The sequence below is a fragment of the Pseudomonas sp. NPDC087336 genome (genome assembly GCF_044744285.1).
GTDB lineage: Bacteria > Pseudomonadota > Gammaproteobacteria > Pseudomonadales > Pseudomonadaceae > Aquipseudomonas.
This window is the reverse complement of sequence record NZ_JBIUYA010000040.1, coordinates 1-23,036: the sequence shown is the minus strand read 5'-3', so window position 1 is coordinate 23,036 and position 23,036 is coordinate 1. Positions and strand designations below refer to the sequence as shown.

Here is a 23,036-nt window from a genome sequence, read left to right as displayed (position 1 = left end):
GTCAGTGGGATTTTGCGCGCCGCTGTTCATCCTCGGCGCGCAGTTCCGCCACCAGCGCCTGCAAATAGCGTGAACGCCGCTCCGCGTCCATAAGACGCCGGCAGCACTCCTCCTCGAGACTCAAATGATTGATCTCGGCTGATGACTTCAGCAATCGATACAGTTGCGTATCGATCTCCAGAATGACCCTGGCCATGGCTTACCCGCTCCCTGCACCTCGCTCGTGATGAGCGAAAAATCCTTGAACCGCTTATACCCTGCGCCCTGCCCTTGACGCCAAGTTGTCGTGTAATACCTGTAACTTAGTAAATCAGAGTACGAAGCACTCGGGGCGGGTTCGGACGGGCGGTGAAAGCACCTTGCAAATCGTCAATAAACGGTTGCCAGGAAAGACTTTGCGGCGCAATGATCAAGGCAGCACGAATCATCGCGAGGGTCTAGATTTCAGGTATCTACGTTCATTGTGTCAGGGCAGGAAAGGGCTACCCGTTTCGCCTTGTACTGTGCGAACGTTTCTTTCACCCAAGGGAAAAACAGAGCCGGTATGGATGACCCGATCAGGGTCAAGTGAATCGCCCAGGCATGGGCCTGGGCAGACAGCGACACATGAAGTGTCGTGGCGTTGGCGCTTCAATGGTCGAAGCCGATGGCTCTGTGCAGAAGGAGAAGTTGAATGCCTTACCAACCGAATGACCTCCTGAGCCGTCATTTTGAACAAAGCGGCCACAACCTCATCAGCAAGGTCGAAGAGCAACTCAACCTGGTTTCACCCAACAGCCCGAACACTCCGATCTACCGCGACATGATCCTGACCGTGCTGCGCATGGCCCAGGAAGACCACAACCGCTGGAATGCCAAGATAACCCTGCAAGCCCTGCGCGAACTCGAGCACGCTTTCCGTGTACTGGAGCAATTCAAGGGGCGACGCAAAGTCACAGTCTTCGGCTCCGCGCGCACACCAGTGGAACACCCCTTGTACGGCCTCGCCCGGGAACTCGGCGCCGCCCTGGCGCGCTCGGACATGATGGTCATCACGGGCGCGGGCGGCGGCATCATGGCCGCTGCCCACGAAGGTGCAGGCCTGGAACACAGCCTGGGATTCAACATCACCCTGCCCTTTGAGCAGCATGCCAACCCCACCGTTCAGGGCACCACCAACCTACTGCCCTTCCATTTTTTCTTCACGCGCAAGCTGTTCTTCGTCAAGGAAGCCGATGCACTGGTGCTGTGCCCTGGCGGCTTCGGCACCCTGGACGAAGCGCTGGAAGTACTGACGCTGATCCAGACGGGCAAAAGCCCGTTGGTGCCCGTGGTGTTGCTGGACGCGCCAGGTGGCAAGTTCTGGCAGGGCGCCCTGGACTTCATTCACCATCAACTGGAGGAGAATCGCTACATCCTGCCCACCGACATGAAGCTGGTGAAACTGGTCTACAGTGCCGAGGAAGCGGTGGAGCAGATCAACCAGTTCTACAGCAATTACCACTCCAGCCGCTGGCTCAAGCACCAGTTCGTGATTCGCATGAACCACAAGCTCAGTGACGTGGCACTCGAACACATGCAGCAGGCATTCGCCGACCTGTGCCTGAGCGATCAATTCCATCAACATGCCTATAACGGCGAGGAGCAGGACGAACCACGGTTCAGCCACTTGGCGCGGTTGGCCTTCACCTTCACCGCCCGTGATCACGGCCGGCTGCGCGAGTTGGTGGATTACATCAACCTGCCGGAAAACTGGGCACATACCCAGCCACAGGCGCAGCAGCGAACGCGAGAACCATTAAAGGTTACGTGAGGCGAAAAAAAACGGCCCGCTATCGAAGTAGCGAGCCGTTTCAGTCAATCGTCCATCCCTCGGCCGCTGAACAAGCGGCTGATCATTTCCATGGAGTAGCCCCGATACGCCAGAAACCTGCCTTGCTTGGCGCGCTCCCGGGCATCTATCGGTAACTGCCCGGAAAACTTGCGTCGCCAGGTGTCCTGCAATTGTTCCTGCCAGTCGATGCCGCTCTCGCGCAGGGCGAGCTCGATGTCGCTACGCTGGAGGCCACGCTGACTCAACTCTTCACGAATGCGCAAAGGACCATAGCCACTACGGGCACGGTAGGAAACGAAGCTTTCAAGGTAGCGGGATTCGGACAACAAGCCCTCTTGCGTCAATCGGTCGAGTGCTGTTTCGATCATTTCGGGGAGAGCGCCGCGCTGACGCAGTTTACGCGTCAGCTCAACTCGACCATGCTCGCGACGTGCGAGCAGGTCCATTGCGGTTCGCCGCACCGCGACGAGGGTATCGAGTACGGCGGTCATCGGATCAATCAGATATCTGCGTCAGCCAGATCGTCTTCGGTCTCTTTGACCGCAGAAGCCTTGGCATCCGCTACCGAAGCCGGAGACAGCAGTTTGTCACGCAGTTGTTTCTCGAGCGTTGCGGCAATATCCGGGTTATCCGCCAGGTACTTGGCCGAGTTGGCCTTACCCTGACCGATCTTGGTGCCGTTATAGGCATACCAGGCACCGGACTTCTCGACGAAACCGTGCAGAACACCCAAGTCGATCATCTCGCCGTTGAGGTAGATGCCCTTGCCGTAAAGAATCTGGAACTCGGCCTGACGGAACGGCGAAGCCACCTTGTTCTTTACAACCTTGACGCGAGTCTCGCTACCGACGACTTCATCACCTTCTTTCACCGCACCCGTACGGCGGATATCCAGACGAACCGACGCATAGAACTTCAGCGCGTTACCGCCGGTAGTCGTTTCCGGGCTACCGAACATCACGCCGATTTTCATACGGATCTGGTTGATGAAGATCACCAGGCAGTTGGCGTTCTTGATGTTACCGGTGATTTTACGCAGTGCCTGGGACATCAGACGAGCCTGCAGGCCCACGTGCATGTCACCCATTTCGCCTTCGATTTCAGCTTTCGGCACCAGCGCCGCCACGGAGTCGACGATGATCACGTCGACCGCATTGGAACGCACCAGCATGTCGGTGATTTCCAAGGCCTGCTCACCGGTGTCAGGCTGGGACACCAGCAGGTCGTCGACGTTGACGCCCAGCTTGCCGGCGTACTCAGGGTCCAGGGCGTGCTCGGCATCGACGAATGCGCAGGTCGCGCCGGCTTTTTGAGCCTGGGCAATCACGGACAATGTCAGTGTGGTTTTACCGGAGGATTCAGGACCGTAGATTTCAACAATGCGGCCTTTTGGCAGGCCGCCAATGCCCAAAGCGATGTCCAGACCCAGAGAGCCAGTGGAGATGGCGGGGATCGCCTGACGATCCTGATCGCCCATACGCATTACGGCACCCTTGCCGAATTGACGTTCGATCTGACCCAGGGCCGCAGCCAAGGCTTTCTTCTTGTTGTCGTCCATTAAAGTCCTCACGTAATCAATAAGGCCTGACGGCCAACACCTGTATAAGTAGACAGTATTATTCCACAGCGCTTGCAGATCGCCTACCCCTGATTTGCGATTTCTCCCGCGGCATGGCGCAGCAGCCCCTCTAGCGCGGCCTTCACCGTTTGTCGGCGGACCTCGTCGCGATTACCGGCAAAGTGCTGTACCTCGCTGAACACCTGGTCGTTGACGCCCCACGCCAGCCAAACGGTACCCACCGGCTTGCTAGGCGAACCGCCGTCCGGCCCTGCCACCCCGCTGACCGCCACGGCAAACCGCGCACGGCTTTTTTCCTGCGCGCCACGGACCATGGCCTCGACCACTTCCCGACTGACCGCCCCCACCGTTGAAAACAGCTCGGTCGGAACATTCAGCTGAAGCGTCTTCTGTCGGTTGGAATAGGTGACATAACCGGCCTCGAACCACGCCGAGCTACCAGGGATCCGGGTAATCGCCTCGCTGATACCCCCGCCCGTACAGGATTCGGCGGCGGCGACGTGGGCATTGAGAACCTGCAGGCGCCTGCCGAGTTCAGCAGCCAGCTGTGTGATTTCTTTCACGGTCATCTCCTGATCGAACGGAATGAAGCTAACGTACACGAGCGAGTAGCGCTTGCAAGTGACAGGACTGATCAAAATGTTTGCGGGCAAACGCTCTGACGCAGGCCTCAAAGGCTTGCAGGCGGCCAGTCGCCAGCCGGATCAGACCGCGGGCGGGATTAACACCGCCTTTGCCCGTTCCCACAGCAGCAAACGCTCTGGCAGCCCGTTCAAGCCCCCATTGATCCGCCGGGTAATACTGTTGAACTCATCGCCATCCGCCAGTTCATTGAGGCCGTTTCGTTCCCAGAACCAGGCCGCGGATTCAGCCGCCCACTGTGGCAACTCCAACAGTTCGGGTTGCTGCAGCAAGCGCTCATCAGCAAACAGTGCCCGACTGCACTGCAGATAATTACTGCGGCCGGTGACCTGGATCAGGCCACGACCCCGATAGCGTTGACCGTCGCCGTCAGGCTCAGGGGAATTGCCCAGGCGCTTGGCCAGGTCCCCGGTATCGTATTTATCGAAATACTTCTCGCTGCCCAACTCCCGCACATGCTGCAACTGCCCCGACTCGTGGCCGATTTGCGCCAGGAAGGCGGCGATGCGCCCGGGGGTACTGATATTGCGGCGTGTCATGGCGTTATTGAGAGCCAGGATGAACACACCCGCCTGAGTGCGGGCGCCTGGAAAAATCATGAGTAACTGTTGCTCGGTGAGGTGCATCGCTCGCTCCTTGATTGATGCATGAAATTCGCAAGGTGGGGCTGGGAGCGCCGCACCCTGAACACAAGATTACAGACCTGCCTCACGCAAGCCTCCCCAGCAATTGTTGCGCATTGTTATGCCACGCAGCGCTGCGACCATGGCAGCCAACAGAGCGACACCCATTCACTGTTGGTCGGGGCGAGAATCCCGCGAGGGTCCGTCCTCGATACCGATACGCCTGGCCACCCAGCGCCCATAGAGTCCGACGGCCATGTCGGCGCCGGCTATCGCGGTGAGGCAGCCGAAGGCACCCGCGGCCCAGATCGACATGCCGGCGGCGTACAGCAACATCATTGCCGATGCGCCGCAGACCATGCAGGCCCCGGAACGCAAAGCAACTCGTCGCAGCAATGACCAGCCGCGAGCCCCCTCCTTGTCGGCTCGCCACATTTCCCCGGACACCCCGCTGACCACCGCGAGCGCGACGACCAGCCATATCGGCAGGTCCAGCAACAATTGTTGCTCGTGTGTCATGTCAGGCCTCCAGGGTATGCAAGCGGTAGAGCGTCAGATTATGCATGGATGCATATACAGTCAATGCAGTAGTGCATTTTTCAATCCGAAAGAAATGGCTGTCACAGGCCAACCAACGATTAACGAGCGTACATGCCCCACCAGAACACATGGCCCAGAATCAGGATCTGCTCTTCCTGCATTTCCTGGAAGGAATAGTCCTCATCGGGATGTTCGTCGCGGTTGAAGCTGCGCAGGCGAATCCCGGTCGGCAGTCGATACAGCTGTTTGACCCGCAGTTGGCCGTTATGATTGATGGCATAGAGGTCGCCATCGACGATATCGCCGATCCCGCGCTTGCCGGCGTTGACGCCCACCGTGGCGCCGTCGCGCAACACCGGCAGCATGCTGTTGCCGCGCACCGTCACGCATTTGGCCTGGTCGAACTGCACGCCGTTATGACGCAGGCTGCGCTTGCCGAAGCGCAGGCTGGCGCGCTCGCTCTCTTCGATCACGAATCTTCCTGATCCTGCAGCCAATTCAACCTCGCGAAGAAAGGGTACCGAGACCTCGTCGTCATCAATGGGGGTGTCGTCGTCCCACAGACTGATGTCGGTGAGTTGCGAATGCGCGCTTTCACGCCGGGCACCCAATGCCTTCGCGATGTCCACCCGGCCACGCAACTGATCGGTACTGACGGCGAAGTATTCGGCGATCTTCGAAATGTGTTTATCGGAGGGGTCGACAATTTTCCCGCCGAGGATGCGCGAGAGCGTGGATTGCGGCACGCCGGTGCGACGGTGAAGCTCCGTGGGGGAGATACCGTGCTGATCGAGCAGCGCTCTTAAAACGGTCGAAACATTGCGATTTTGCATAACGCGCATAATGCTCGAAGTTTTTTGCCACGACAAATGCTTATTTGCATAAATCATGCATGAACCATCAATAAAGACGTCACCCGGCCGTGATGCCTGCGTCGACAAGACTGCCCATGGTAACCTTGCGCCCATCGCGGAAAAGCCGTGCCAACGCCCGCTTTTGCCCCACACCTTTTGAACGAGTTTTCCTGGCAATCCGATGAATAAAGCCCTCTCCGACCTGTCCTCGCACACGCCGATGATGCAGCAGTACTGGCGCCTGAAGAACCAGCACCCTGACCAGTTGATGTTTTACCGCATGGGCGACTTCTACGAGATCTTCTATGAAGACGCGAAAAAGGCCGCCAAGCTTCTCGACATCACCCTGACCGCTCGCGGGCAGTCGGCCGGCCAAGCGATTCCGATGTGCGGCATTCCTTACCATGCCGCAGAAGGTTATCTGGCGAAACTGGTGAAGCTCGGCGAGTCCGTGGTGATCTGCGAGCAGGTCGGCGACCCGGCCACCAGCAAAGGCCCGGTGGATCGCCAAGTGGTGCGGATCATCACCCCCGGTACGGTAAGCGATGAGGCGCTGCTCGATGAGCGCCGGGACAACCTGATCGCCGCTGTCCTGGGCGATGAGCGCCTGTTCGGCCTGGCAGTGCTGGATATCACCAGCGGCAACTTCAGCGTGCTGGAAATCAAGGGCTGGGAAAACCTGTTGGCGGAACTGGAGCGCGTCAATCCGGTGGAATTGCTGATACCGGATGACTGGCCCAAGGACCTGCCGGCCGAAAAACGTCGCGGCGTTCGTCGCCGTGCGCCGTGGGATTTCGAGCGTGATTCGGCACTGAAGAGTCTTTGCCAGCAATTCTCGACCCAGGACCTGAAAGGTTTCGGTTGCGAAAACCTGACCCTGGCCATCGGGGCCGCCGGCTGCCTGCTGGCCTACGCGAAAGAAACCCAGCGCACCGCCCTGCCGCACTTGCGCAGCCTGCGTCACGAACGCCTGGACGATACAGTGGTGCTGGACGGTGCGAGTCGCCGCAACCTGGAACTGGACACCAACCTGGCCGGTGGTCGCGACAACACCCTGCAGTCGGTGGTCGATCGTTGCCAGACCGCCATGGGCAGCCGCCTGCTGACTCGCTGGCTGAACCGCCCACTGCGCGACTTGAACGTGTTGCTGGCGCGCCAGACATCGATCACCTGCCTGCTGGACGGCTACCGTTTCGAAAAGCTGCAGCCACAGCTCAAGGAAATCGGCGACATCGAGCGCATTCTCGCCCGGATCGGTCTGCGCAATGCCCGTCCACGGGACCTCGCTCGCCTGCGTGACGCCCTCGGCGCGTTGCCGCAACTGCAAGTGGCAATGACCGAACTGGAAGCGCCGCACCTCAACCAACTGGCGACCACCACCAGCACCTACCCGGAGCTGGCGGCATTGCTGGAAAAAGCCATCATCGACAACCCGCCCGCGGTGATCCGCGATGGCGGCGTGTTAAAAACCGGTTACGACAGCGAACTCGATGAACTGCAATCGCTCAGCGAGAACGCCGGGCAATTCCTGATTGACCTCGAAGCCCGGGAAAAAGCCCGCACCGGCCTCTCCCATTTGAAAGTCGGCTACAACCGCATCCACGGCTACTTCATCGAACTGCCGAGCAAGCAAGCGGAGTCCGCACCCGCCGATTACATTCGCCGCCAGACCCTCAAAGGCGCCGAGCGCTTCATTACGCCGGAACTGAAGGCCTTTGAAGACAAGGCCCTGTCAGCCAAGAGCCGTGCCCTGGCGCGGGAGAAGATGCTGTACGAAGCACTGCTCGAAGACCTGATTGCCCAGCTGCCACCCCTGCAGGACACCGCGGCTGCGCTGGCCGAGCTTGACGTGCTGAGCAACCTGGCCGAACGGGCGCTGAACCTCGACCTGAACTGCCCGCGCTTTGTCAGCGAGCCGTGCATGCGCATCAACCAGGGTCGCCACCCGGTGGTTGAACAGGTATTGACCACCCCGTTCGTGGCCAACGACCTGAGCCTCGACGACAACACCCGCATGCTGGTGATCACCGGTCCGAACATGGGCGGTAAATCCACCTACATGCGTCAGACCGCCTTGATCGTGCTCCTGGCACACATCGGCAGTTTCGTGCCGGCGGCCAGTTGCGAATTGTCCCTGGTTGACCGCATTTTCACCCGGATCGGTTCCAGCGACGACCTGGCCGGCGGACGCTCGACCTTCATGGTCGAGATGAGCGAAACCGCCAACATCCTGCACAACGCCACCGACCGCAGCCTGGTGCTGATGGACGAAGTCGGACGCGGCACCAGCACCTTCGACGGCCTGTCCCTGGCATGGGCGGCGGCTGAGCGCCTGGCGCACCTGCGGGCCTATACGCTGTTCGCCACCCACTACTTTGAGCTGACGGTGCTGCCGGAAGCCCAGCCATTGGTAGCCAACGTGCACCTCAATGCCACCGAGCACAACGAACGCATCGTGTTCCTGCACCATGTGCTGCCAGGGCCGGCCAGCCAGAGCTATGGCCTGGCGGTCGCGCAGTTGGCTGGTGTGCCGAACGAAGTGATCGTGCGTGCCCGTGAGCACTTGAGCCGGCTGGAAGACACCGCCCTGCCCCATGAGGCGCCTGCGCCGACCAAAGGCAAACCGGCCGCGCCGCAGCAAAGCGACATGTTCGCCAGCCTGCCACATCCGGTGCTGGATGAACTGGCCAAGCTCGATCTGGACAACATGACGCCACGTCGCGCACTCGAAATGCTCTATACACTAAAGACACGGGTCTAACGCAGCGGCTTGCAAGCTGTTAGAATCTCGCGCGGTTTGGGATGCTGCTGGCTTTTAGCCTGGCCTGCAGACTATCGCTCCCAAACCTTGCGACCCCTACGTGAAGGGGCGCAGCAAGCCGCGCCTGAGGAGAAAATTAGAAATGACCTTCGTCGTCACCGACAACTGCATCAAGTGCAAGTACACCGACTGCGTAGAAGTCTGTCCGGTGGACTGCTTTTACGAAGGCCCGAATTTCCTGGTGATTCACCCGGATGAGTGCATCGACTGCGCACTGTGCGAACCTGAATGCCCGGCTGTGGCCATCTTCTCCGAAGATGAAGTCCCTGCCGGCATGGAAAACTTTATCGCGCTGAACCTCGAATTAGCCGAGGTCTGGCCGAACGTTACCGAACGCAAGGATCCGTTGCCCGATGCCGCTGAGTGGGATGGCAAGCAAGGCAAGCTCGAATACCTCGAACGCTGATTATCCCCGCGTTCCTGAAAAAGGCCCCACAAGGGCCTTTTTGCTTTTCTGCAGGCAAAAAAAGGGGCGGTCTGACCCGCCCACATTTTTTCCCTATTCCCTGTGTTCCTTTTCATCATCCTGATGAATCGCGTCCTGCGATGTCCTTTCCCCTCGTCCTTGAAGGGCGTGTCTGTCCGTAGACACAACACCGATACTAGAGTTTTTAGCGCCAAGAGCAATCGCCTGTCCATGCCCGCATGACTTGTCACATCCCGTTCATGTTAAAAAATCGGCTTGTTTTTCAACGGGATAAAACTGACCTGCGAAGAACATGGTTGACTGCCAACCTGTAAAAATAGTGAACACTTACGAAAAGAGTAAGCGAAGACTTACATCCTGACGCTACAAAGCAGCGCAGGCGTCCCGGGGATAACACCAGGGTAGGCGGATAACAAAAAGCCCCGAACCAGTCGGGGCTTCTTGCTATCCGCTTAACGAATGGCTTATTGAAACAGCGACTCGCTCGACAGCCCGTTTTTCTCCAGGATCTCCCGCAGACGCTTCAGACCTTCTACCTGAATCTGTCTGACCCGTTCCCGGGTCAGGCCAATTTCCAGGCCCACATCTTCAAGGGTACTGCTCTCATGACCGCGCAGGCCGAAGCGGCGTACAACCACCTCGCGCTGCTTGTCGGTCAATTCCGAGAGCCACTGGTCGATGCTTTGAGACAGGTCGTCATCCTGCAGCAGTTCGCATGGATCGGTTGGGCGATCGTCGGTAAGGGTGTCCAGCAGGGTTTTATCCGAATCCGGACCCAGCGAGACGTCGACCGAAGAAACCCGCTCGTTCAGGCCCAGCATGCGCTTGACCTCCGCTACCGGTTTTTCCAGCAGGTTGGCGATCTCTTCGGGTGAGGGTTCATGATCGAGTTTTTGCGTCAGCTCCCGTGCGGCCCGCAGGTACACATTGAGCTCCTTGACCACATGGATCGGCAACCGGATGGTCCGGGTCTGATTCATGATCGCGCGCTCGATGGTCTGACGAATCCACCAGGTTGCGTAGGTCGAGAAGCGGAAACCGCGCTCAGGGTCGAACTTCTCCACCGCCCGGATCAAGCCGAGGTTGCCCTCTTCGATCAGATCGAGCAGCGAAAGACCCCGATTGACGTAACGCCGGGCGATTTTCACCACCAGCCGCAGGTTACTTTCAATCATGCGTTTGCGCCCGGCCGGATCGCCACTTTGCGACAGGCGCGCAAAATGCACTTCTTCTTCGGGGGACAGTAGAGGGGAAAAGCCGATTTCATTGAGGTACAGCTGCGTGGCATCGAGTGCCCGCGTGTAATCGATGTACTTGTGTTGCTTCAATGTCGCGGAGTGTTTGGATTTGGCACGAACGGAAGGTGGAGCCGCCCCTTCATCATTCGACATCGAATCCGCGGCGACGTCGGTCTCCATCAGGAGAACCTCATCGTCGATGTCAAACTCCGGCACTTCTTTACTGAGAGCCATTGTTATAGTCCTTTGGTGAGTTCGACCTCAAGCTCAAGCGGCGCCTTTATCCTTGGCAACGCTGGAGCCTGTCCCCTCTACGTGACGGAACAGGCTGGAAGCGATCAACGACGCGGCAGGAATTGCAGCGGATCTACTGGTTTACCTTGGCGGCGAATCTCAAAATGCAGTTTCACCCGGTCTGTACCCGTTGACCCCATTTCGGCAATTGTCTGTCCGACCTTGACCTGCTGCCCCTCCCGAACCAACAGCCTGCGGTTATGTCCGTAGGCACTGACGTAGGTTTCACTGTGTTTGATGATGACTAATTCGCCGTAGCCCCTTAAGCCACTCCCGGCGTATACCACCGTCCCATCAGACGCAGCTAAAACAGGCTGTCCCAAATCCCCTGCGATATCAATTCCTTTATTCAAACTACCGTTTGATGAGAATTTGCCAATCAAAATGCCATTAGATGGCCACCCCCAGCCGGTCGGGGCTGGGCCCGGTGGAGGCAGTGGAGCGGGTGCCGGCTTGTTGGCGACGGACGGTACAACCACCGGTGTGGTCGTGGTCGTACCGTCCGCAGAGCGACGGATGACCGTGGTTTTACTCGAGGATGAAGGCGAGGAACTGGACGAGCTGACCACGGTGGTGGGCGTTGAACCACTGCGTCCATCGAAGCGAATCGTCTGGCCCGGATGGATGGTGTATGGCGGCGCAATGTTGTTGCGCGCCGCCAGCGCCTTGTAGTCCCACCCGTAGCGAAAGGCGATGGAGAACAGAGTGTCCTTGGGGCGAACGACGTACTGCCCGGTGGTCACAGCCGGACGCTGGGCGGCGGCTTTGTTGCGGTCGACAACCCCTACATCGCTGGATTTGTTACTGGAGCAACCGACCAGCAAGGTGCTCATGACAAGGCCAGTCACCAGGCGCTGAAAGCTCGTTGTACCTATACGCTGCGCTATGACTGTGAGACTCACCCGCCGCTCCCTTTGTGGTGGCTGAAAATGTGATTTGCCGTGTGTCGGCACGAAGTGTCGCAAGTATAACGGGCCGTGCCGGCTTTACCCTTAATGAAGCGAAATGGCTTGGCGCACACGTTTGCTGTCCGCCAAAGCAACCCGTTTAATCAATCGACGCCGCTGTAAGACAGAGGCAATCGAAGAGAATTCAGCACGTTTAAATAAATGCTCAGGCCAGTGGACCATTGAGTAACGGGACGAAGCGCACCGACCCCAGGACACGCCTGGAGAAGCCATGTTCTTCCCGGATGATCAGCATCAGTTGTTGCACCTCACCGGAGCCGACCGGGATCACCAGTCGCCCCCCTGGCGCCAGTTGATCCAGCAGCGCCTGAGGCACGTCGGTTGCCACCGCCGTGACGATAATGCCGTTGTAGGGCGCCAGCGCTGGCCAGCCCTCCCAGCCATCGCCCCAGCGAAATACCACGTTACGCAAGTTCAGCTCGACCAGGCGTTCCTTGGCCCGGTCTTGCAGCACCTTGATACGTTCCACGGAAAAGACCCGCTCGACCAGCTGAGACAGCACCGCCGTCTGGTAACCCGACCCCGTGCCGATTTCCATGACCTTGTCCAACGGCCCGGCTTCGAGCAGCAATTCGCTCATGCGAGCTACCATGTAAGGCTGGGAGATGGTCTGGTTATGGCCGATGGGCAGCGCCGTGTCTTCGTAGGCCCGATGCGCCAGCGCCTCGTCGACGAACAGGTGACGCGGTGTACGACGAATGACTTCCAACACCTTGGCGTTGCAAATCCCCTCTTCGTACAGGCGCTGGATCAGGCGCTCGCGGGTCCGTTGCGAGGTCATGCCGATGCCGCGGCGCATCATGTCGTCTTGTCCACGGGTCATGGGTGCAGCCCCTCCAGCCAGCCGTCGAGGCTTCTGAAGGCATCATTGAAGGTGCGATCCAGCTGCAACGGCGTGATGGAAACAAAGCCCTGCATCACGGCATGGAAATCGGTGCCGGGTCCGCCATCCTCAGCGTCCCCCGCCGCCGCGATCCAGTACCCGGACCTGCCTCGCGGATCGACCACTTTCACCGGTGCAGCCGCGCGGGCGCGATGCCCGAGGCGGGTCAACTGGATACCGCGGATGTGCTCCAGCGGCAAATTGGGAATATTCACGTTCAGTACTGTACGCGGTGGCAGTTCGAGATCCGCATGGGCCTCGACCAGTTTGCGCGCAAAGTAGGCCGCCGTGGCAAGGTTATCGACTTGTCGCGAGACCAGCGAAAAGGCAAACGCAGGGCGCGCCAGGAACCGACCTTCGAGTGCCGCCGCCACGGTACCCGAGTAGAGCACGTCGTCCCCCAGGTTGGCGCCCAGGTTGATGCCAGACACCACCATGTCCGCTTCACGCTCCAGCAAGCCGTTGAGGCCCAGGTGCACGCAGTCAGTCGGCGTGCCATTGACGCTGATAAAGCCGTTGGCCAGCGTGTGCGGATGTAACGGACGGTCCAGCGTGAGCGAACTGCTCGCGCCGCTTTTGTCCTGGTCCGGGGCAATCACCAAGCACTCGGTGTAATCCGCCAGCGCAGCATAAAGCGCGGCGAGACCGGGTGCGGTTACCCCGTCGTCGTTAGAAATCAGAATACGCATGGGCTGTCCGTCTGCCCCACCGGCACCAGATCAACAAGCTCGCGCACCAATACGGTGGCGAAGCATCCGGCCGGCAGGACGAATTCCAGTTGCAGAATGTCAGGTTCGGGATAATGCCACGTCAACCCGGCAATGGGCAGCCGCAGAATGCGACGTTCGTGGCTCATTCCGGCGTTGATCAACCAATCGCGAAGGTCCGCTTCGCGAGCGGCGATCGCCTGCTCCAGTTCATGGACAGCGCCCGTGGTCGGCGAGTCACCTTCGCCCCACTGCGGACCGGTCGGGTGCAGGTCGAGAATCGCCAGGCGTGGGTCGCTGCACTCGGCAACACCTGCCGGAAAAAAGCTGCGGCTATCGGTGAACGCCAGCAGGTCACCGACCTGAGCACGCTGCCAGGTACCGTCGGCGACACGCGCGGCCAACACCTGGTTGAACAGGAAACTGCGAGCGGTCGACAGCAGGCGCGAACGCACGTTGCGCTGCTCGGGCAAGGCCTTGCGCGCGGCCCAGGCGCGGGCGTCGACCACGTTGCCGCCGTCATGCCCAAAGCGCTGGGCACCGAAATAATTGGGAATGCCTTGCCTGGCGATCAGCTGCAGGCGCTCTTCAATGGCGGCCTTGTCGCCTGCGAACTGCGTCAGGCGCAATGTGAAGCCGTTGGCCGAGTGGGCACCGCGTTGCAGCTTGCGTTTATGCCGGCTGGTCTTGAGGATTTTCAGCGTGTCGTTTTCGGCCGCGGACAGATCCGGATCGGCCTTGCCCGGCAGTTGTACGCTGAACCACTGGCGCGTCAGCGCCTGGCGGTCCTTGAGCCCGGCGTAGCTGACAGTACGCAATGGCACCCCCGCCGCCTTGGCGATTCGACGTGCTGCCTCTTCAGTATTCAGGCCGCGTTTTTCCACCCAGATCCACAGGTGTTCACCGTCACCGCTCAAGGGGATATCGAGGACTTCGTCGACCTGGAAATCTTCGGCGATGGCTTTCAGTACGGCGCTGCCGAGCGGTTCACCATAGGCCCGCGGGCCGAGCAATTGCAGTTCGTTCATGCGCGCAGCAACAAGGCAACGGAATGCACGGCAATGCCCTCTTCGCGACCGACAAAGCCAAGCTTTTCGGTGGTGGTAGCTTTCACGTTCACTTGATCCAACTCAACTTGAAGATCCGCGGCAATCAGCGCGCGCATCGATTCGATATGCGGGGCCATTTTCGGCGCCTGGGCAACGATGGTGTTGTCGACGTTAGCGACTTTCCAGCCTTTGGCGTGGATCAACGCGACGACATGACGCAACAGCACTCGGCTGTCGACGCCCTTGAATTGCGGGTCGGTGTCCGGGAAATGCTTGCCGATGTCACCCAGCGCAGCAGCGCCGAGCAAGGCATCGCTCAAGGCGTGCAGCAGGACGTCACCGTCGGAGTGAGCGAGCAGCCCGAAGCCGTGTGCAATGCGCACGCCGCCCAGAGTGATGAAATCGCCTTCAGCGAAACGGTGCACATCATAGCCGTGGCCAATACGCATAAAAAAACGCCCCGAATTTTGTCAGGGCGTGATTCTACCTGCATTAGGCACCTAGAGCATGCGCGTGATGCCGCAAGTGCTCATCGATGAAACTGGCGATGAAGAAATAGCTGTGGTCATAGCCCGGTTGCAGGCGCAACGTCAGCGGGTGACCGGCCAGTTTGGCCGCCTGTTGCAAGGCTTCGGGCTTGAGCTGGTTGGTAAGGAAATCGTCGCGATCGCCCTGGTCGACCAACAGCGGCAACTTTTCATCGGCCTCGGCAATCAACGCGCAGGCGTCCCATTCACGCCATTTCGAACGGTCTTCTCCCAGATAGCGGGAAAAGGCTTTCTGCCCCCACGGGCAATCCATCGGGTTGTTGATCGGCGAGAACGCCGATACCGACAGATAACGCCCCGGATTGCGCAACGCACAGACCAGCGCACCGTGCCCCCCCATGGAGTGACCGCTGATGCCGCGCTTGTCCGACGCCGGGAAATGCGCCTCGACCAATGCCGGCAATTCCTGCACGACATAGTCATGCATCCGATAGTGGCGCGACCAGGGTTCCTGGGTGGCGTTCAAGTAGAACCCGGCGCCGAGGCCGAAGTCCCAGGCACCGTCCGGATCACCCGGCACATCGGGACCTCGTGGGCTGGTGTCCGGCGCGACGATGATCAGGCCCAATTCGGCGGCCATGCGCATGGCGCCGGCTTTCTGCATGAAGTTCTCGTCGGTGCAGGTCAGGCCGGACAACCAGTACAGCACCGGCAACTTGCCGCCCTGCTCCGCTTGCGGCGGAAGGTACACGGCAAACACCATGTCGCAGCCGAGCGTTTCCGAGCGATGGCGATAACGCTTGTGCCAGCCGCCAAAACTTTTCTGGCAGGAGATGTTTTCCAAACTCATAGCAAACTCCTCACTAAAGCCAAAACCTCAAACGTCCAGCCGATATGATCTGCTTGCCGCTTGAAGCTTGTGGCTTGTAGCTGCTTCTCAGAAATGAATGACGGAGCGGATGCTTTTTCCTTCATGCATCAGGTCGAACGCCTTGTTGATATCTTCCAGGCCCATGGTGTGGGTGATGAAGGTATCCAGCGGGATCTCACCGGTCTCGGCCATTTCCACGTAGCTTGGCAATTCGGTACGGCCACGCACACCGCCGAACGCCGAACCGCGCCAGACGCGACCGGTGACCAGCTGGAACGGACGGGTAGAGATTTCCTGACCGGCAGCGGCGACACCGATGATCACCGACTCGCCCCAGCCTTTGTGGCAGCACTCAAGGGCGGCACGCATCAATTGCACGTTACCGATGCACTCGAAGGAAAAGTCGACGCCGCCGTCAGTCATGTCGACGATGACTTCCTGGATCGGACGATCGAAGTCTTTCGGGTTTACACAGTCGGTTGCACCCAGCTGTTTGGCGATCTCGAATTTGGCCGGGTTGATGTCGATGGCAATGATCCGTCCGGCCTTGGCTTTTACCGCACCGATGATCGCCGACAGACCGATGCCACCGAGACCGAAAATGGCCACGGTATCACCGGGTTTCACCTTGGCGGTGTTCAACACGGCACCGATGCCGGTGGTGACACCACAACCCAGCAGGCAGACTTTTTCCAGCGGTGCTTCCTTGGCGATCTTGGCCACGGAAATTTCCGGCAGCACGGTGTACTCGGAGAATGTCGAAGTACCCATGTAGTGGAAAATCGGCTGGCCCTTGTAGGAAAAGCGCGATGTGCCATCCGGCATCAGGCCTTTGCCCTGGGTCGCACGAATCGCCTGGCAGAGGTTGGTCTTGCCCGACAGGCAGAATTTGCATTGGCGGCATTCCGGGGTGTACAGCGGGATCACATGATCGCCCACCGCCACCGAGGTCACGCCTTCACCGATCGCTTCGACGATCGCTCCGCCTTCGTGACCAAGGATCGACGGGAAAATGCCTTCCGGGTCAGCGCCCGAGAGGGTGTAGGCATCGGTATGGCAGACACCGGAAGCCACCACGCGCAGCAACACTTCACCGGCCTTGGGCATGGCGACATCGACTTCAACGATCTCCAAAGGTTTCTTGGCCTCGAAGGCAACGGCGGCGCGTGACTTGATCATGGTGATTCTCCAGTGAATAAAAACGAGACTGAGAGTGTAATACAGCGCCTTACGGTGAATAATCAGGACAAAAGCAAAACATTATTGCTACACAGGGATAATCCTCCATGTCGGAAAACCGCTGGGAAGGGATCGACGAATTCGTGGCCGTCGCCGAATGCAGCCAGTTCACTGCGGCGGCCGAACGCCTGGGGGTTTCTTCCTCGCACGTCAGTCGGCAAATCGTACGCCTCGAAGAGCGCCTGCAAACCCGCCTGCTCTATCGCAGTACCCGGCGGGTCACGCTGACCGAGGCCGGGCAAACCTTTCTGCAACATTGTCAGCGTTTGCAGGATGGCCGCGAAGAGGCGCTGCGGGCGGTCGGCGATCTGACCAGTGAACCCAAGGGCATGCTGCGCATGACCTGTGCCGTGGCCTACGGCGAACGCTTCATCGTGCCGCTGGTGACTCGCTTCATGGGGTTCTATCCGCAACTGCGGATCGACATCGAACTGAGCAATCGCCAGCTTGACCTCGTGCATGAAGGCCTGGACCTGGCGATCCGCCTGGGGCGCTTGCAGGACTCAAGACTGGTCGCCACCCGCCTCGCGCCACGGCGCATGTTCCTCTGCGCGTCGCCTTCCTACCTGGAACGCTATGGTCGGCCACACAGCTTGTCGGAATTGAGCCGGCACAATTGTCTTATTGGCAGTTCGGACCTCTGGCAACTGGAACAGAACGGGCGGGAATTTTCCCAACGAGTCCAGGGAAACTGGCGCTGCAACAGTGGGCAAGCGGTGCTGGATGCGGCGCTACAGGGCGTGGGGTTGTGTCAGCTGCCGGACTATTACGTGCTGGAGCATCTGAAAAGCGGCGCGTTGATTTCGTTGCTGGAAGCGCATCAACCACCAAATACGGCGGTGTGGGCGTTGTATCCGCAGCAACGGCATTTGTCGCCGAAGGTGCGCAAGTTGGTGGATTTTTTAAAAGAGGGATTGGCTGAAAGGCCGGAATACCGAAGCTAGCTGGCGTGTCAGCAAGATGTCGATTGCCTGGGCTACCGCAACCGCGAGCAAGCTCGCTCCCACAGTGGGCGGGGTCGAACACAAATCTTGTAAACGCCAGAAAACCCTGTGGGAGCGAGCTTGCTCGCGATTGGGGGCAGCACAAAACCAATGTCAATCAGTGACGATTGGCCCAACGCTGTCTCAACCATTCAAGGTCTTCAGGACGCGTAACCTTGAGGTTATCGGACCGCCCTTCGATCAGTCGCGGTGCCGAACCCGCCCACTCCATCGCCGACGCTTCGTCAGTGATAACGGCATCGGCCACCAGACTGTCCGCCAATGCCCGATGCAACGCCCCAAGGCGAAACATCTGCGGCGTATAGGCCTGCCAGATCACACTGCGGTCCACGGTTTCGATCACACGACCGTGCTTGTCGACCCGCTTGAGTGTATCCCGCGCCGGAACCGCCAGCAGTCCACCCACAGGATCGTCAGCCAGTTCAGCCAGCAGCTTGTCCAGATCGTTACGGCTCAGGTTTGGCCGTGCGGCATCGTGAACCAGCACCCAATCCTCATCATCGGCACCTTGTGCATGCAAATGCAGCAACGCGTTGAGCACCGACCCGGAACGCTCGGCGCCCCCCTCGACCCGTGCAATACGCGGGTCGGCGGCAAGCGTCAGGTTCGGCCAATAAGGATCATCAACGGCAAGACTGACCACCAGGCCCTTGAGGCCTGGATGATCAAGGAAACAGCCAAGGCTGTGTTCGAGAATAGTGCGCCCGCCCAGTTGCAAGTATTGCTTGGGACGGTCCGCGGCCATACGGGCACCGACGCCCGCGGCAGGAATCACGGCCCAGAAGGCCGGTAGTTCAAGGTTCATTGGGCCAACTGGTAAAGGGTTTCACCGTCCTTGACCATGCCCAACTCATGGCGAGCCCGCTCTTCAACGGTCTCCATGCCTTTTTTCAACTCGCTGACTTCCGCGTCCATCACCCGATTGCGTTCCAACAATGTTTGGTTCTCGGCTTGTTGATCCGCAATCTGCTGGGTCAGCTCAGCCACTTGCGCCAGGCTGCCATTACCCACCCACAGGCGGTATTGCAGGCCAGCCAGCAACAGGAGCAAGACGAGAAACAACCAATTGGGACTGCGCATCGAATATCAGGTATCCAGTGGAAAAAGACAGCCATACCAAAACATGAAGCTACTGATAGCACGAAGCCTGGAAAAACCAGGCTTGTGCTTTCAAGGCATCAGATTAGTGGCAAAAACGTCGCTGTTGCGATTTTTCCGACACAATCCGGTGTCTTTTTTACCAGCTAACGATCAACCGCGGAATTCGCTGCGGCCGTTGTACTTGGCTTTACCGTTCAACTGCTCTTCGATACGCAGCAGTTGGTTGTACTTGGAAACGCGGTCGGAACGGCACAGGGAGCCGGTCTTGATCTGGCCAGCCGAAGTGCCCACGGCCAGGTCGGCAATGGTCGAATCTTCGGTTTCGCCCGAGCGGTGCGAGATCACGGCGGTGTAACCGGCGGCCTTGGCCATCTGGATGGCTTCCAGGGTTTCGGTCAGGGTGCCGATCTGGTTGAACTTGATCAGGATCGAGTTGGCGATCTTCTTGTCGATGCCTTCTTTCAGAATCTTGGTGTTGGTCACGAACAGGTCGTCACCTACCAGCTGAGTCTTCTCGCCGATCTTGTCGGTGAGGATTTTCCAGCCAGCCCAGTCGGACTCGTCCAGGCCATCTTCGATGGAGATGATCGGGTAACGCTCGGTCAGGCCTTTGAGGTAATCAGCGAAACCTTCAGCGGTGAACACCTGGCCTTCGCCGGACAGGTTGTACTTGCCGTCTTCGTAGAATTCGCTGGCTGCGCAGTCCAGGGCCAGAGTCACGTCGGTGCCCAGGGTGTAACCGGCGTTGGCCACAGCTTCGGAGATCACTTTCAAAGCGTCTTCGTTGGAAGCCAGGTTAGGTGCGAAACCACCTTCGTCACCTACGGCAGTGCTCAGGCCACGGGCCTTCAGAACAGCCTTGAGGTGGTGGAAAATCTCGGTGCCCATGCGCAGGCCTTCCGAGAAAGACTTGGCGCCAACCGGCTGCACCATGAATTCCTGGATGTCGACGTTGTTATCGGCGTGCTCGCCACCGTTGATGATGTTCATCATCGGAACCGGCATCGAGTACACACCCGGGGTGCCGTTCAGGTTGGCGATGTGCGCGTACAGCGGCAGGTCCTGGTCCCGCGCTGCTGCCTTGGCCGCGGCCAGGGAAACGGCGAGGATCGCGTTGGCGCCCAGGGAACCTTTGTTTTCAGTACCGTCAAGCTTGATCATCGCCAGGTCGAGGGCTTTCTGGTCGCTTGGGTCCATGCCTTTCAACAAGTCCTTGATCGGACCGTTGATGTTGGCCACGGCCTTGAGTACGCCCTTGCCCAGGTAACGGCTCTTGTCGCCATCACGCAGCTCGAGCGCTTCACGCGAGCCAGTGGAAGCACCGGACGGCGCGCAAGCGCTGCCGATGATGCCGTTATCGAGAAGCACATCCGCTTCCACGGTGGGATTGCCACGGGAGTCGAGAACTTCACGACCTTTGATGTCGACGATTTTAGCCATTGTTGTAAACACTCCAAAGTTGACGAAAACGCTTTGTACCGCTCGATTTATAACTTGTGGGTCATATTACTTTTTGTAGGAGATGGCTTGCCAGCGAAGGCTTTCTCCAAATCTCGGAAAGACTTGAGGGCCCCTTCGCTGGCAAGCCAGCTCCTACAGGGAGAATTGAGGATTACGCGGTTTCTACCGTCGGAAAACTCTTCACCAGTTCGTCCAGGGCTTTGAGCTGGGCCAGGAATGGCTCCAGTTTGTCCAGGCGCAAGGCGCAAGGGCCGTCGCATTTGGCGTTGTCCGGATCCGGGTGGGCCTCGAGGAACAGGCCGGCCAGAGACTGGCTCATGCCGGCTTTCGCCAGATCCAGGACCTGGGCGCGACGACCACCAGCGGAATCAGCACGACCGCCCGGCATTTGCAGCGCGTGGGTCACGTCGAAGAACACCGGGTATTCAAACTGCTTCATGATGCCGAAGCCGAGCATGTCGACGACCAGGTTGTTGTAACCGAAGCTCGAACCACGCTCGCAGAGGATCAACTGATCGTTACCCGCTTCCACGCACTTGTTCAGGATGTGTTTCATTTCCTGAGGCGCGAGGAACTGGGCCTTTTTGATGTTGATCACCGCGCCGGTCTTGGCCATCGCGACAACCAGATCCGTCTGGCGCGACAGGAAGGCCGGCAACTGGATGATGTCGCAGACTTCAGCGACGACCGCGGCCTGCTCCGGCTCATGGACGTCGGTGATGATCGGCACGCCGAAAGCTTGCTTGATGTCCTGGAAAATCCGCATGCCTTCTTCCAGGCCTGGGCCACGGTAAGAGGTCACGGAGGAGCGGTTGGCCTTGTCGAAGCTGGCCTTGAACACGTAAGGGATACCCAGTTTCTGGGTAACCTTCACATACTCTTCGCAGACCTGCATCGCCATGTCGCGGCTTTCCAGCACGTTCATGCCACCGAACAGCACCATAGGCTTGTCGTTGGCAATTTCGATATCGCCTACGCGGATGATCTTCTGCGCCATCAGGTTTACGCCTTCTTCTGGTGTTGAGCCAAAGCAGCTTTAACGAAACCGCTGAACAACGGGTGACCGTCGCGTGGTGTCGAAGTGAACTCCGGGTGGAACTGGCAAGCGACGAACCATGGGTGATCCGGTGCTTCCACCACTTCGACCAACGCGCCATCACCGGAACGACCGGAGATTTTCAGGCCGGCTTCCATGATCTGTGGCAGCAGGTTGTTGTTCACTTCATAGCGGTGACGGTGACGCTCGACGATCACGTCCTTGCCGTAGCAGCCGTGAACCAGGGAGCCCGGCTCCAGCAGGCAATCCTGTGCGCCCAGGCGCATGGTGCCACCCAGGTCGGACGATTCGGTACGGGTTTCGACAGCACCGGTGGCGTCTTCCCACTCGGTGATCAGGCCCACGACCGGGTGACCGCTGGCACGATCGAACTCGGTGGAGTTGGCGTCTTTCCAGCCCAGCACGTTACGAGCGAACTCGATCACGGCCACCTGCATGCCCAGGCAGATGCCCAGGTAAGGCACCTTGTTTTCGCGAGCGTACTGGACGGCAGTGATCTTGCCTTCCACGCCACGCAGGCCGAAGCCGCCAGGTACCAGGATCGCGTCGACGCCTTCGAGCAGCGCAGTGCCCTGGTTCTCGATGTCTTCGGAATCAATGTAGCGCAGGTTGACCTTGGTGCGGTTGCTGATACCGGCGTGGCTCATCGCTTCGATCAGCGACTTGTACGCGTCCAGCAGTTCCATGTACTTGCCAACCATGGCGATGGTGACTTCATGCTCAGGGTTGAGCTTGGCGTCGACCACGGCTTCCCATTCGGACAGGTCGGCACCGCCGCATTGCAGGCCGAAACGCTCGACGACGAAGTCGTCCAGACCCTGGGAGTGCAGGATGCCCGGGATCTTGTAGATGGTGTCGGCGTCTTCCAGTGCGATCACCGCACGTTCTTCAACGTTGGTGAACTGCGCGATCTTGCGACGCGACGACACATCGATCGGGTGATCGGAGCGGCACACCAGCACGTCTGGTTGCAGGCCGATGGAACGCAGTTCCTTCACCGAGTGCTGGGTTGGCTTGGTCTTGGTTTCGCCTGCAGTGGCGATGTACGGCACCAGCGTCAGGTGCATCAGCATCGCGCGCTTGGCGCCGACTTCGAAACGCAGCTGGCGGATAGCCTCCAGGAACGGTTGGGATTCGATGTCACCCACGGTGCCACCGATCTCGACCATCGCCACGTCGGCATCGCCAGCGCCCTTGATGATGCGGCGCTTGATTTCGTCGGTGATGTGCGGGATCACCTGGATGGTTGCACCCAGGTAGTCACCACGGCGCTCTTTGCGCAGCACGTGCTCGTAGACACGGCCGGTGGTGAAGATGTTGATCTGGCTCATGGTCCTCCGGATCAACCTAACCTATAGGCCCAGGTCCAGGACGCTC

Annotated in this window: 23 protein-coding genes and 1 pseudogene; 4 read left to right on the top strand and 20 right to left on the bottom strand. The window is 59.2% G+C overall.

What is annotated here, in order from left to right:
• Position 1: 1 nt before the first annotated feature.
• The gene (locus tag ACIO0C_RS27830; protein ID WP_401317130.1) at positions 2 to 196 is read right to left on the bottom strand and encodes a hypothetical protein; all 195 of its coding nucleotides are present in this window, start codon (positions 194 to 196) and stop codon (positions 2 to 4) included.
• 477 nt (positions 197 to 673) lie between these two features.
• Between ACIO0C_RS27830 and ACIO0C_RS27825 the strand changes: the two genes are divergently transcribed.
• Positions 674 to 1,792 (top strand): TIGR00730 family Rossman fold protein, encoded by a 1,119-nt coding sequence (locus ACIO0C_RS27825; RefSeq protein ID WP_401317127.1) that lies wholly within the window; start codon positions 674 to 676, stop codon positions 1,790 to 1,792.
• Positions 1,793 to 1,836: 44 nt separating this feature from the next.
• Here the strand turns inward: ACIO0C_RS27825 and recX are convergent, their stop codons facing one another.
• From recX to ACIO0C_RS27795, 6 genes are all read right to left on the bottom strand, one after another.
• Positions 1,837 to 2,304, bottom strand: a complete 468-nt coding sequence (recX, locus tag ACIO0C_RS27820; RefSeq protein WP_401317125.1) for a recombination regulator RecX — start codon at positions 2,302 to 2,304, stop codon at positions 1,837 to 1,839.
• An 8-nt stretch (positions 2,305 to 2,312) separates the two neighbouring features.
• Entirely contained in the window at positions 2,313 to 3,371 is a 1,059-nt protein-coding gene (gene recA, locus ACIO0C_RS27815; RefSeq protein ID WP_008060630.1) for a recombinase RecA, read from the bottom strand.
• 83 nt (positions 3,372 to 3,454) lie between these two features.
• Positions 3,455 to 3,955, bottom strand: a complete 501-nt coding sequence (locus tag ACIO0C_RS27810) for a CinA family protein (RefSeq protein WP_401317122.1) — start codon at positions 3,953 to 3,955, stop codon at positions 3,455 to 3,457.
• A 141-nt stretch (positions 3,956 to 4,096) separates the two neighbouring features.
• Positions 4,097 to 4,660: a glycoside hydrolase family 19 protein gene (locus ACIO0C_RS27805; protein ID WP_401317120.1), complete on the bottom strand. Its 564-nt coding sequence runs from the start codon at positions 4,658 to 4,660 to the stop codon at positions 4,097 to 4,099.
• A 165-nt stretch (positions 4,661 to 4,825) separates the two neighbouring features.
• Positions 4,826 to 5,176 (bottom strand): phage holin family protein, encoded by a 351-nt coding sequence (locus ACIO0C_RS27800; RefSeq protein WP_401317118.1) that lies wholly within the window; start codon positions 5,174 to 5,176, stop codon positions 4,826 to 4,828.
• 119 nt (positions 5,177 to 5,295) lie between these two features.
• Positions 5,296 to 6,039 (bottom strand): helix-turn-helix transcriptional regulator, encoded by a 744-nt coding sequence (locus tag ACIO0C_RS27795; protein ID WP_401317169.1) that lies wholly within the window; start codon positions 6,037 to 6,039, stop codon positions 5,296 to 5,298.
• Between the two features lie 193 nt (positions 6,040 to 6,232).
• Here ACIO0C_RS27795 and mutS point away from each other — a divergent pair, with 193 nt between their 5' ends.
• Positions 6,233 to 8,812 carry a DNA mismatch repair protein MutS gene (mutS, locus tag ACIO0C_RS27790; RefSeq protein WP_401317115.1) on the top strand — a complete coding sequence of 860 codons (2,580 nt, stop codon included), beginning with the start codon at positions 6,233 to 6,235 and terminating at the stop codon, positions 8,810 to 8,812.
• Between the two features lie 142 nt (positions 8,813 to 8,954).
• On the top strand, positions 8,955 to 9,278 hold the full coding sequence (fdxA, locus tag ACIO0C_RS27785) for a ferredoxin FdxA (RefSeq protein WP_401317112.1): 324 nt from the start codon (positions 8,955 to 8,957) through the stop codon (positions 9,276 to 9,278).
• A 485-nt stretch (positions 9,279 to 9,763) separates the two neighbouring features.
• On the opposite strand, the gene rpoS is transcribed toward fdxA, so the two are convergent.
• From rpoS to ACIO0C_RS27745, 8 genes are all read right to left on the bottom strand, one after another.
• Positions 9,764 to 10,771 carry an RNA polymerase sigma factor RpoS gene (gene rpoS, locus ACIO0C_RS27780; protein ID WP_008057345.1) on the bottom strand — a complete coding sequence of 336 codons (1,008 nt, stop codon included), beginning with the start codon at positions 10,769 to 10,771 and terminating at the stop codon, positions 9,764 to 9,766.
• A gap of 104 nt (positions 10,772 to 10,875) precedes the next feature.
• On the bottom strand, positions 10,876 to 11,733 hold the full coding sequence (locus ACIO0C_RS27775) for a peptidoglycan DD-metalloendopeptidase family protein (RefSeq protein WP_401317108.1): 858 nt from the start codon (positions 11,731 to 11,733) through the stop codon (positions 10,876 to 10,878).
• 211 nt (positions 11,734 to 11,944) lie between these two features.
• Positions 11,945 to 12,580 (bottom strand): protein-L-isoaspartate(D-aspartate) O-methyltransferase, encoded by a 636-nt coding sequence (locus tag ACIO0C_RS27770; RefSeq protein WP_173667175.1) that lies wholly within the window; start codon positions 12,578 to 12,580, stop codon positions 11,945 to 11,947.
• 38 nt (positions 12,581 to 12,618) lie between these two features.
• Entirely contained in the window at positions 12,619 to 13,371 is a 753-nt protein-coding gene (gene surE, locus ACIO0C_RS27765; RefSeq protein WP_401317105.1) for a 5'/3'-nucleotidase SurE, read from the bottom strand.
• A complete protein-coding gene (truD, locus tag ACIO0C_RS27760; RefSeq protein ID WP_008057341.1) occupies positions 13,359 to 14,417 on the bottom strand; it encodes a tRNA pseudouridine(13) synthase TruD in 1,059 nt (352 codons plus the stop codon). Before truD ends, surE begins: the two co-directional genes overlap by 13 nt.
• Positions 14,414 to 14,887: a 2-C-methyl-D-erythritol 2,4-cyclodiphosphate synthase gene (ispF, locus tag ACIO0C_RS27755; protein ID WP_401317103.1), complete on the bottom strand. Its 474-nt coding sequence runs from the start codon at positions 14,885 to 14,887 to the stop codon at positions 14,414 to 14,416. Before ispF ends, truD begins: the two co-directional genes overlap by 4 nt.
• Before the next feature lie 43 nt (positions 14,888 to 14,930).
• On the bottom strand, positions 14,931 to 15,776 hold the full coding sequence (gene fghA / locus ACIO0C_RS27750; RefSeq protein ID WP_401317101.1) for an S-formylglutathione hydrolase: 846 nt from the start codon (positions 15,774 to 15,776) through the stop codon (positions 14,931 to 14,933).
• Between the two features lie 87 nt (positions 15,777 to 15,863).
• Positions 15,864 to 16,976 (bottom strand): S-(hydroxymethyl)glutathione dehydrogenase/class III alcohol dehydrogenase, encoded by a 1,113-nt coding sequence (locus ACIO0C_RS27745; RefSeq protein ID WP_401317098.1) that lies wholly within the window; start codon positions 16,974 to 16,976, stop codon positions 15,864 to 15,866.
• A gap of 107 nt (positions 16,977 to 17,083) precedes the next feature.
• Between ACIO0C_RS27745 and ACIO0C_RS27740 the strand changes: the two genes are divergently transcribed.
• Positions 17,084 to 17,980 carry a LysR substrate-binding domain-containing protein gene (locus ACIO0C_RS27740; RefSeq protein WP_401317095.1) on the top strand — a complete coding sequence of 299 codons (897 nt, stop codon included), beginning with the start codon at positions 17,084 to 17,086 and terminating at the stop codon, positions 17,978 to 17,980.
• 157 nt (positions 17,981 to 18,137) lie between these two features.
• Here ACIO0C_RS27740 and ispD read toward each other — a convergent pair whose 3' ends face one another.
• From ispD to ACIO0C_RS27715, 5 genes and pseudogenes are all read right to left on the bottom strand, one after another.
• Positions 18,138 to 18,845 carry a 2-C-methyl-D-erythritol 4-phosphate cytidylyltransferase gene (gene ispD, locus ACIO0C_RS27735; RefSeq protein ID WP_401317093.1) on the bottom strand — a complete coding sequence of 236 codons (708 nt, stop codon included), beginning with the start codon at positions 18,843 to 18,845 and terminating at the stop codon, positions 18,138 to 18,140.
• Positions 18,842 to 19,120, bottom strand: a complete 279-nt coding sequence (gene ftsB, locus ACIO0C_RS27730; RefSeq protein ID WP_008057335.1) for a cell division protein FtsB — start codon at positions 19,118 to 19,120, stop codon at positions 18,842 to 18,844. Before ftsB ends, ispD begins: the two co-directional genes overlap by 4 nt.
• 171 nt (positions 19,121 to 19,291) lie before the next feature.
• Entirely contained in the window at positions 19,292 to 20,581 is a 1,290-nt protein-coding gene (eno, locus tag ACIO0C_RS27725) for a phosphopyruvate hydratase (RefSeq protein WP_401317090.1), read from the bottom strand.
• A 172-nt stretch (positions 20,582 to 20,753) separates the two neighbouring features.
• Positions 20,754 to 21,599 carry a 3-deoxy-8-phosphooctulonate synthase gene (gene kdsA / locus ACIO0C_RS27720; protein WP_008057333.1) on the bottom strand — a complete coding sequence of 282 codons (846 nt, stop codon included), beginning with the start codon at positions 21,597 to 21,599 and terminating at the stop codon, positions 20,754 to 20,756.
• A gap of 5 nt (positions 21,600 to 21,604) precedes the next feature.
• Positions 21,605 to 23,008, bottom strand: a pseudogene (locus ACIO0C_RS27715) (CTP synthase); the annotation flags it as partial.
• Positions 23,009 to 23,036 lie beyond the last annotated feature (28 nt).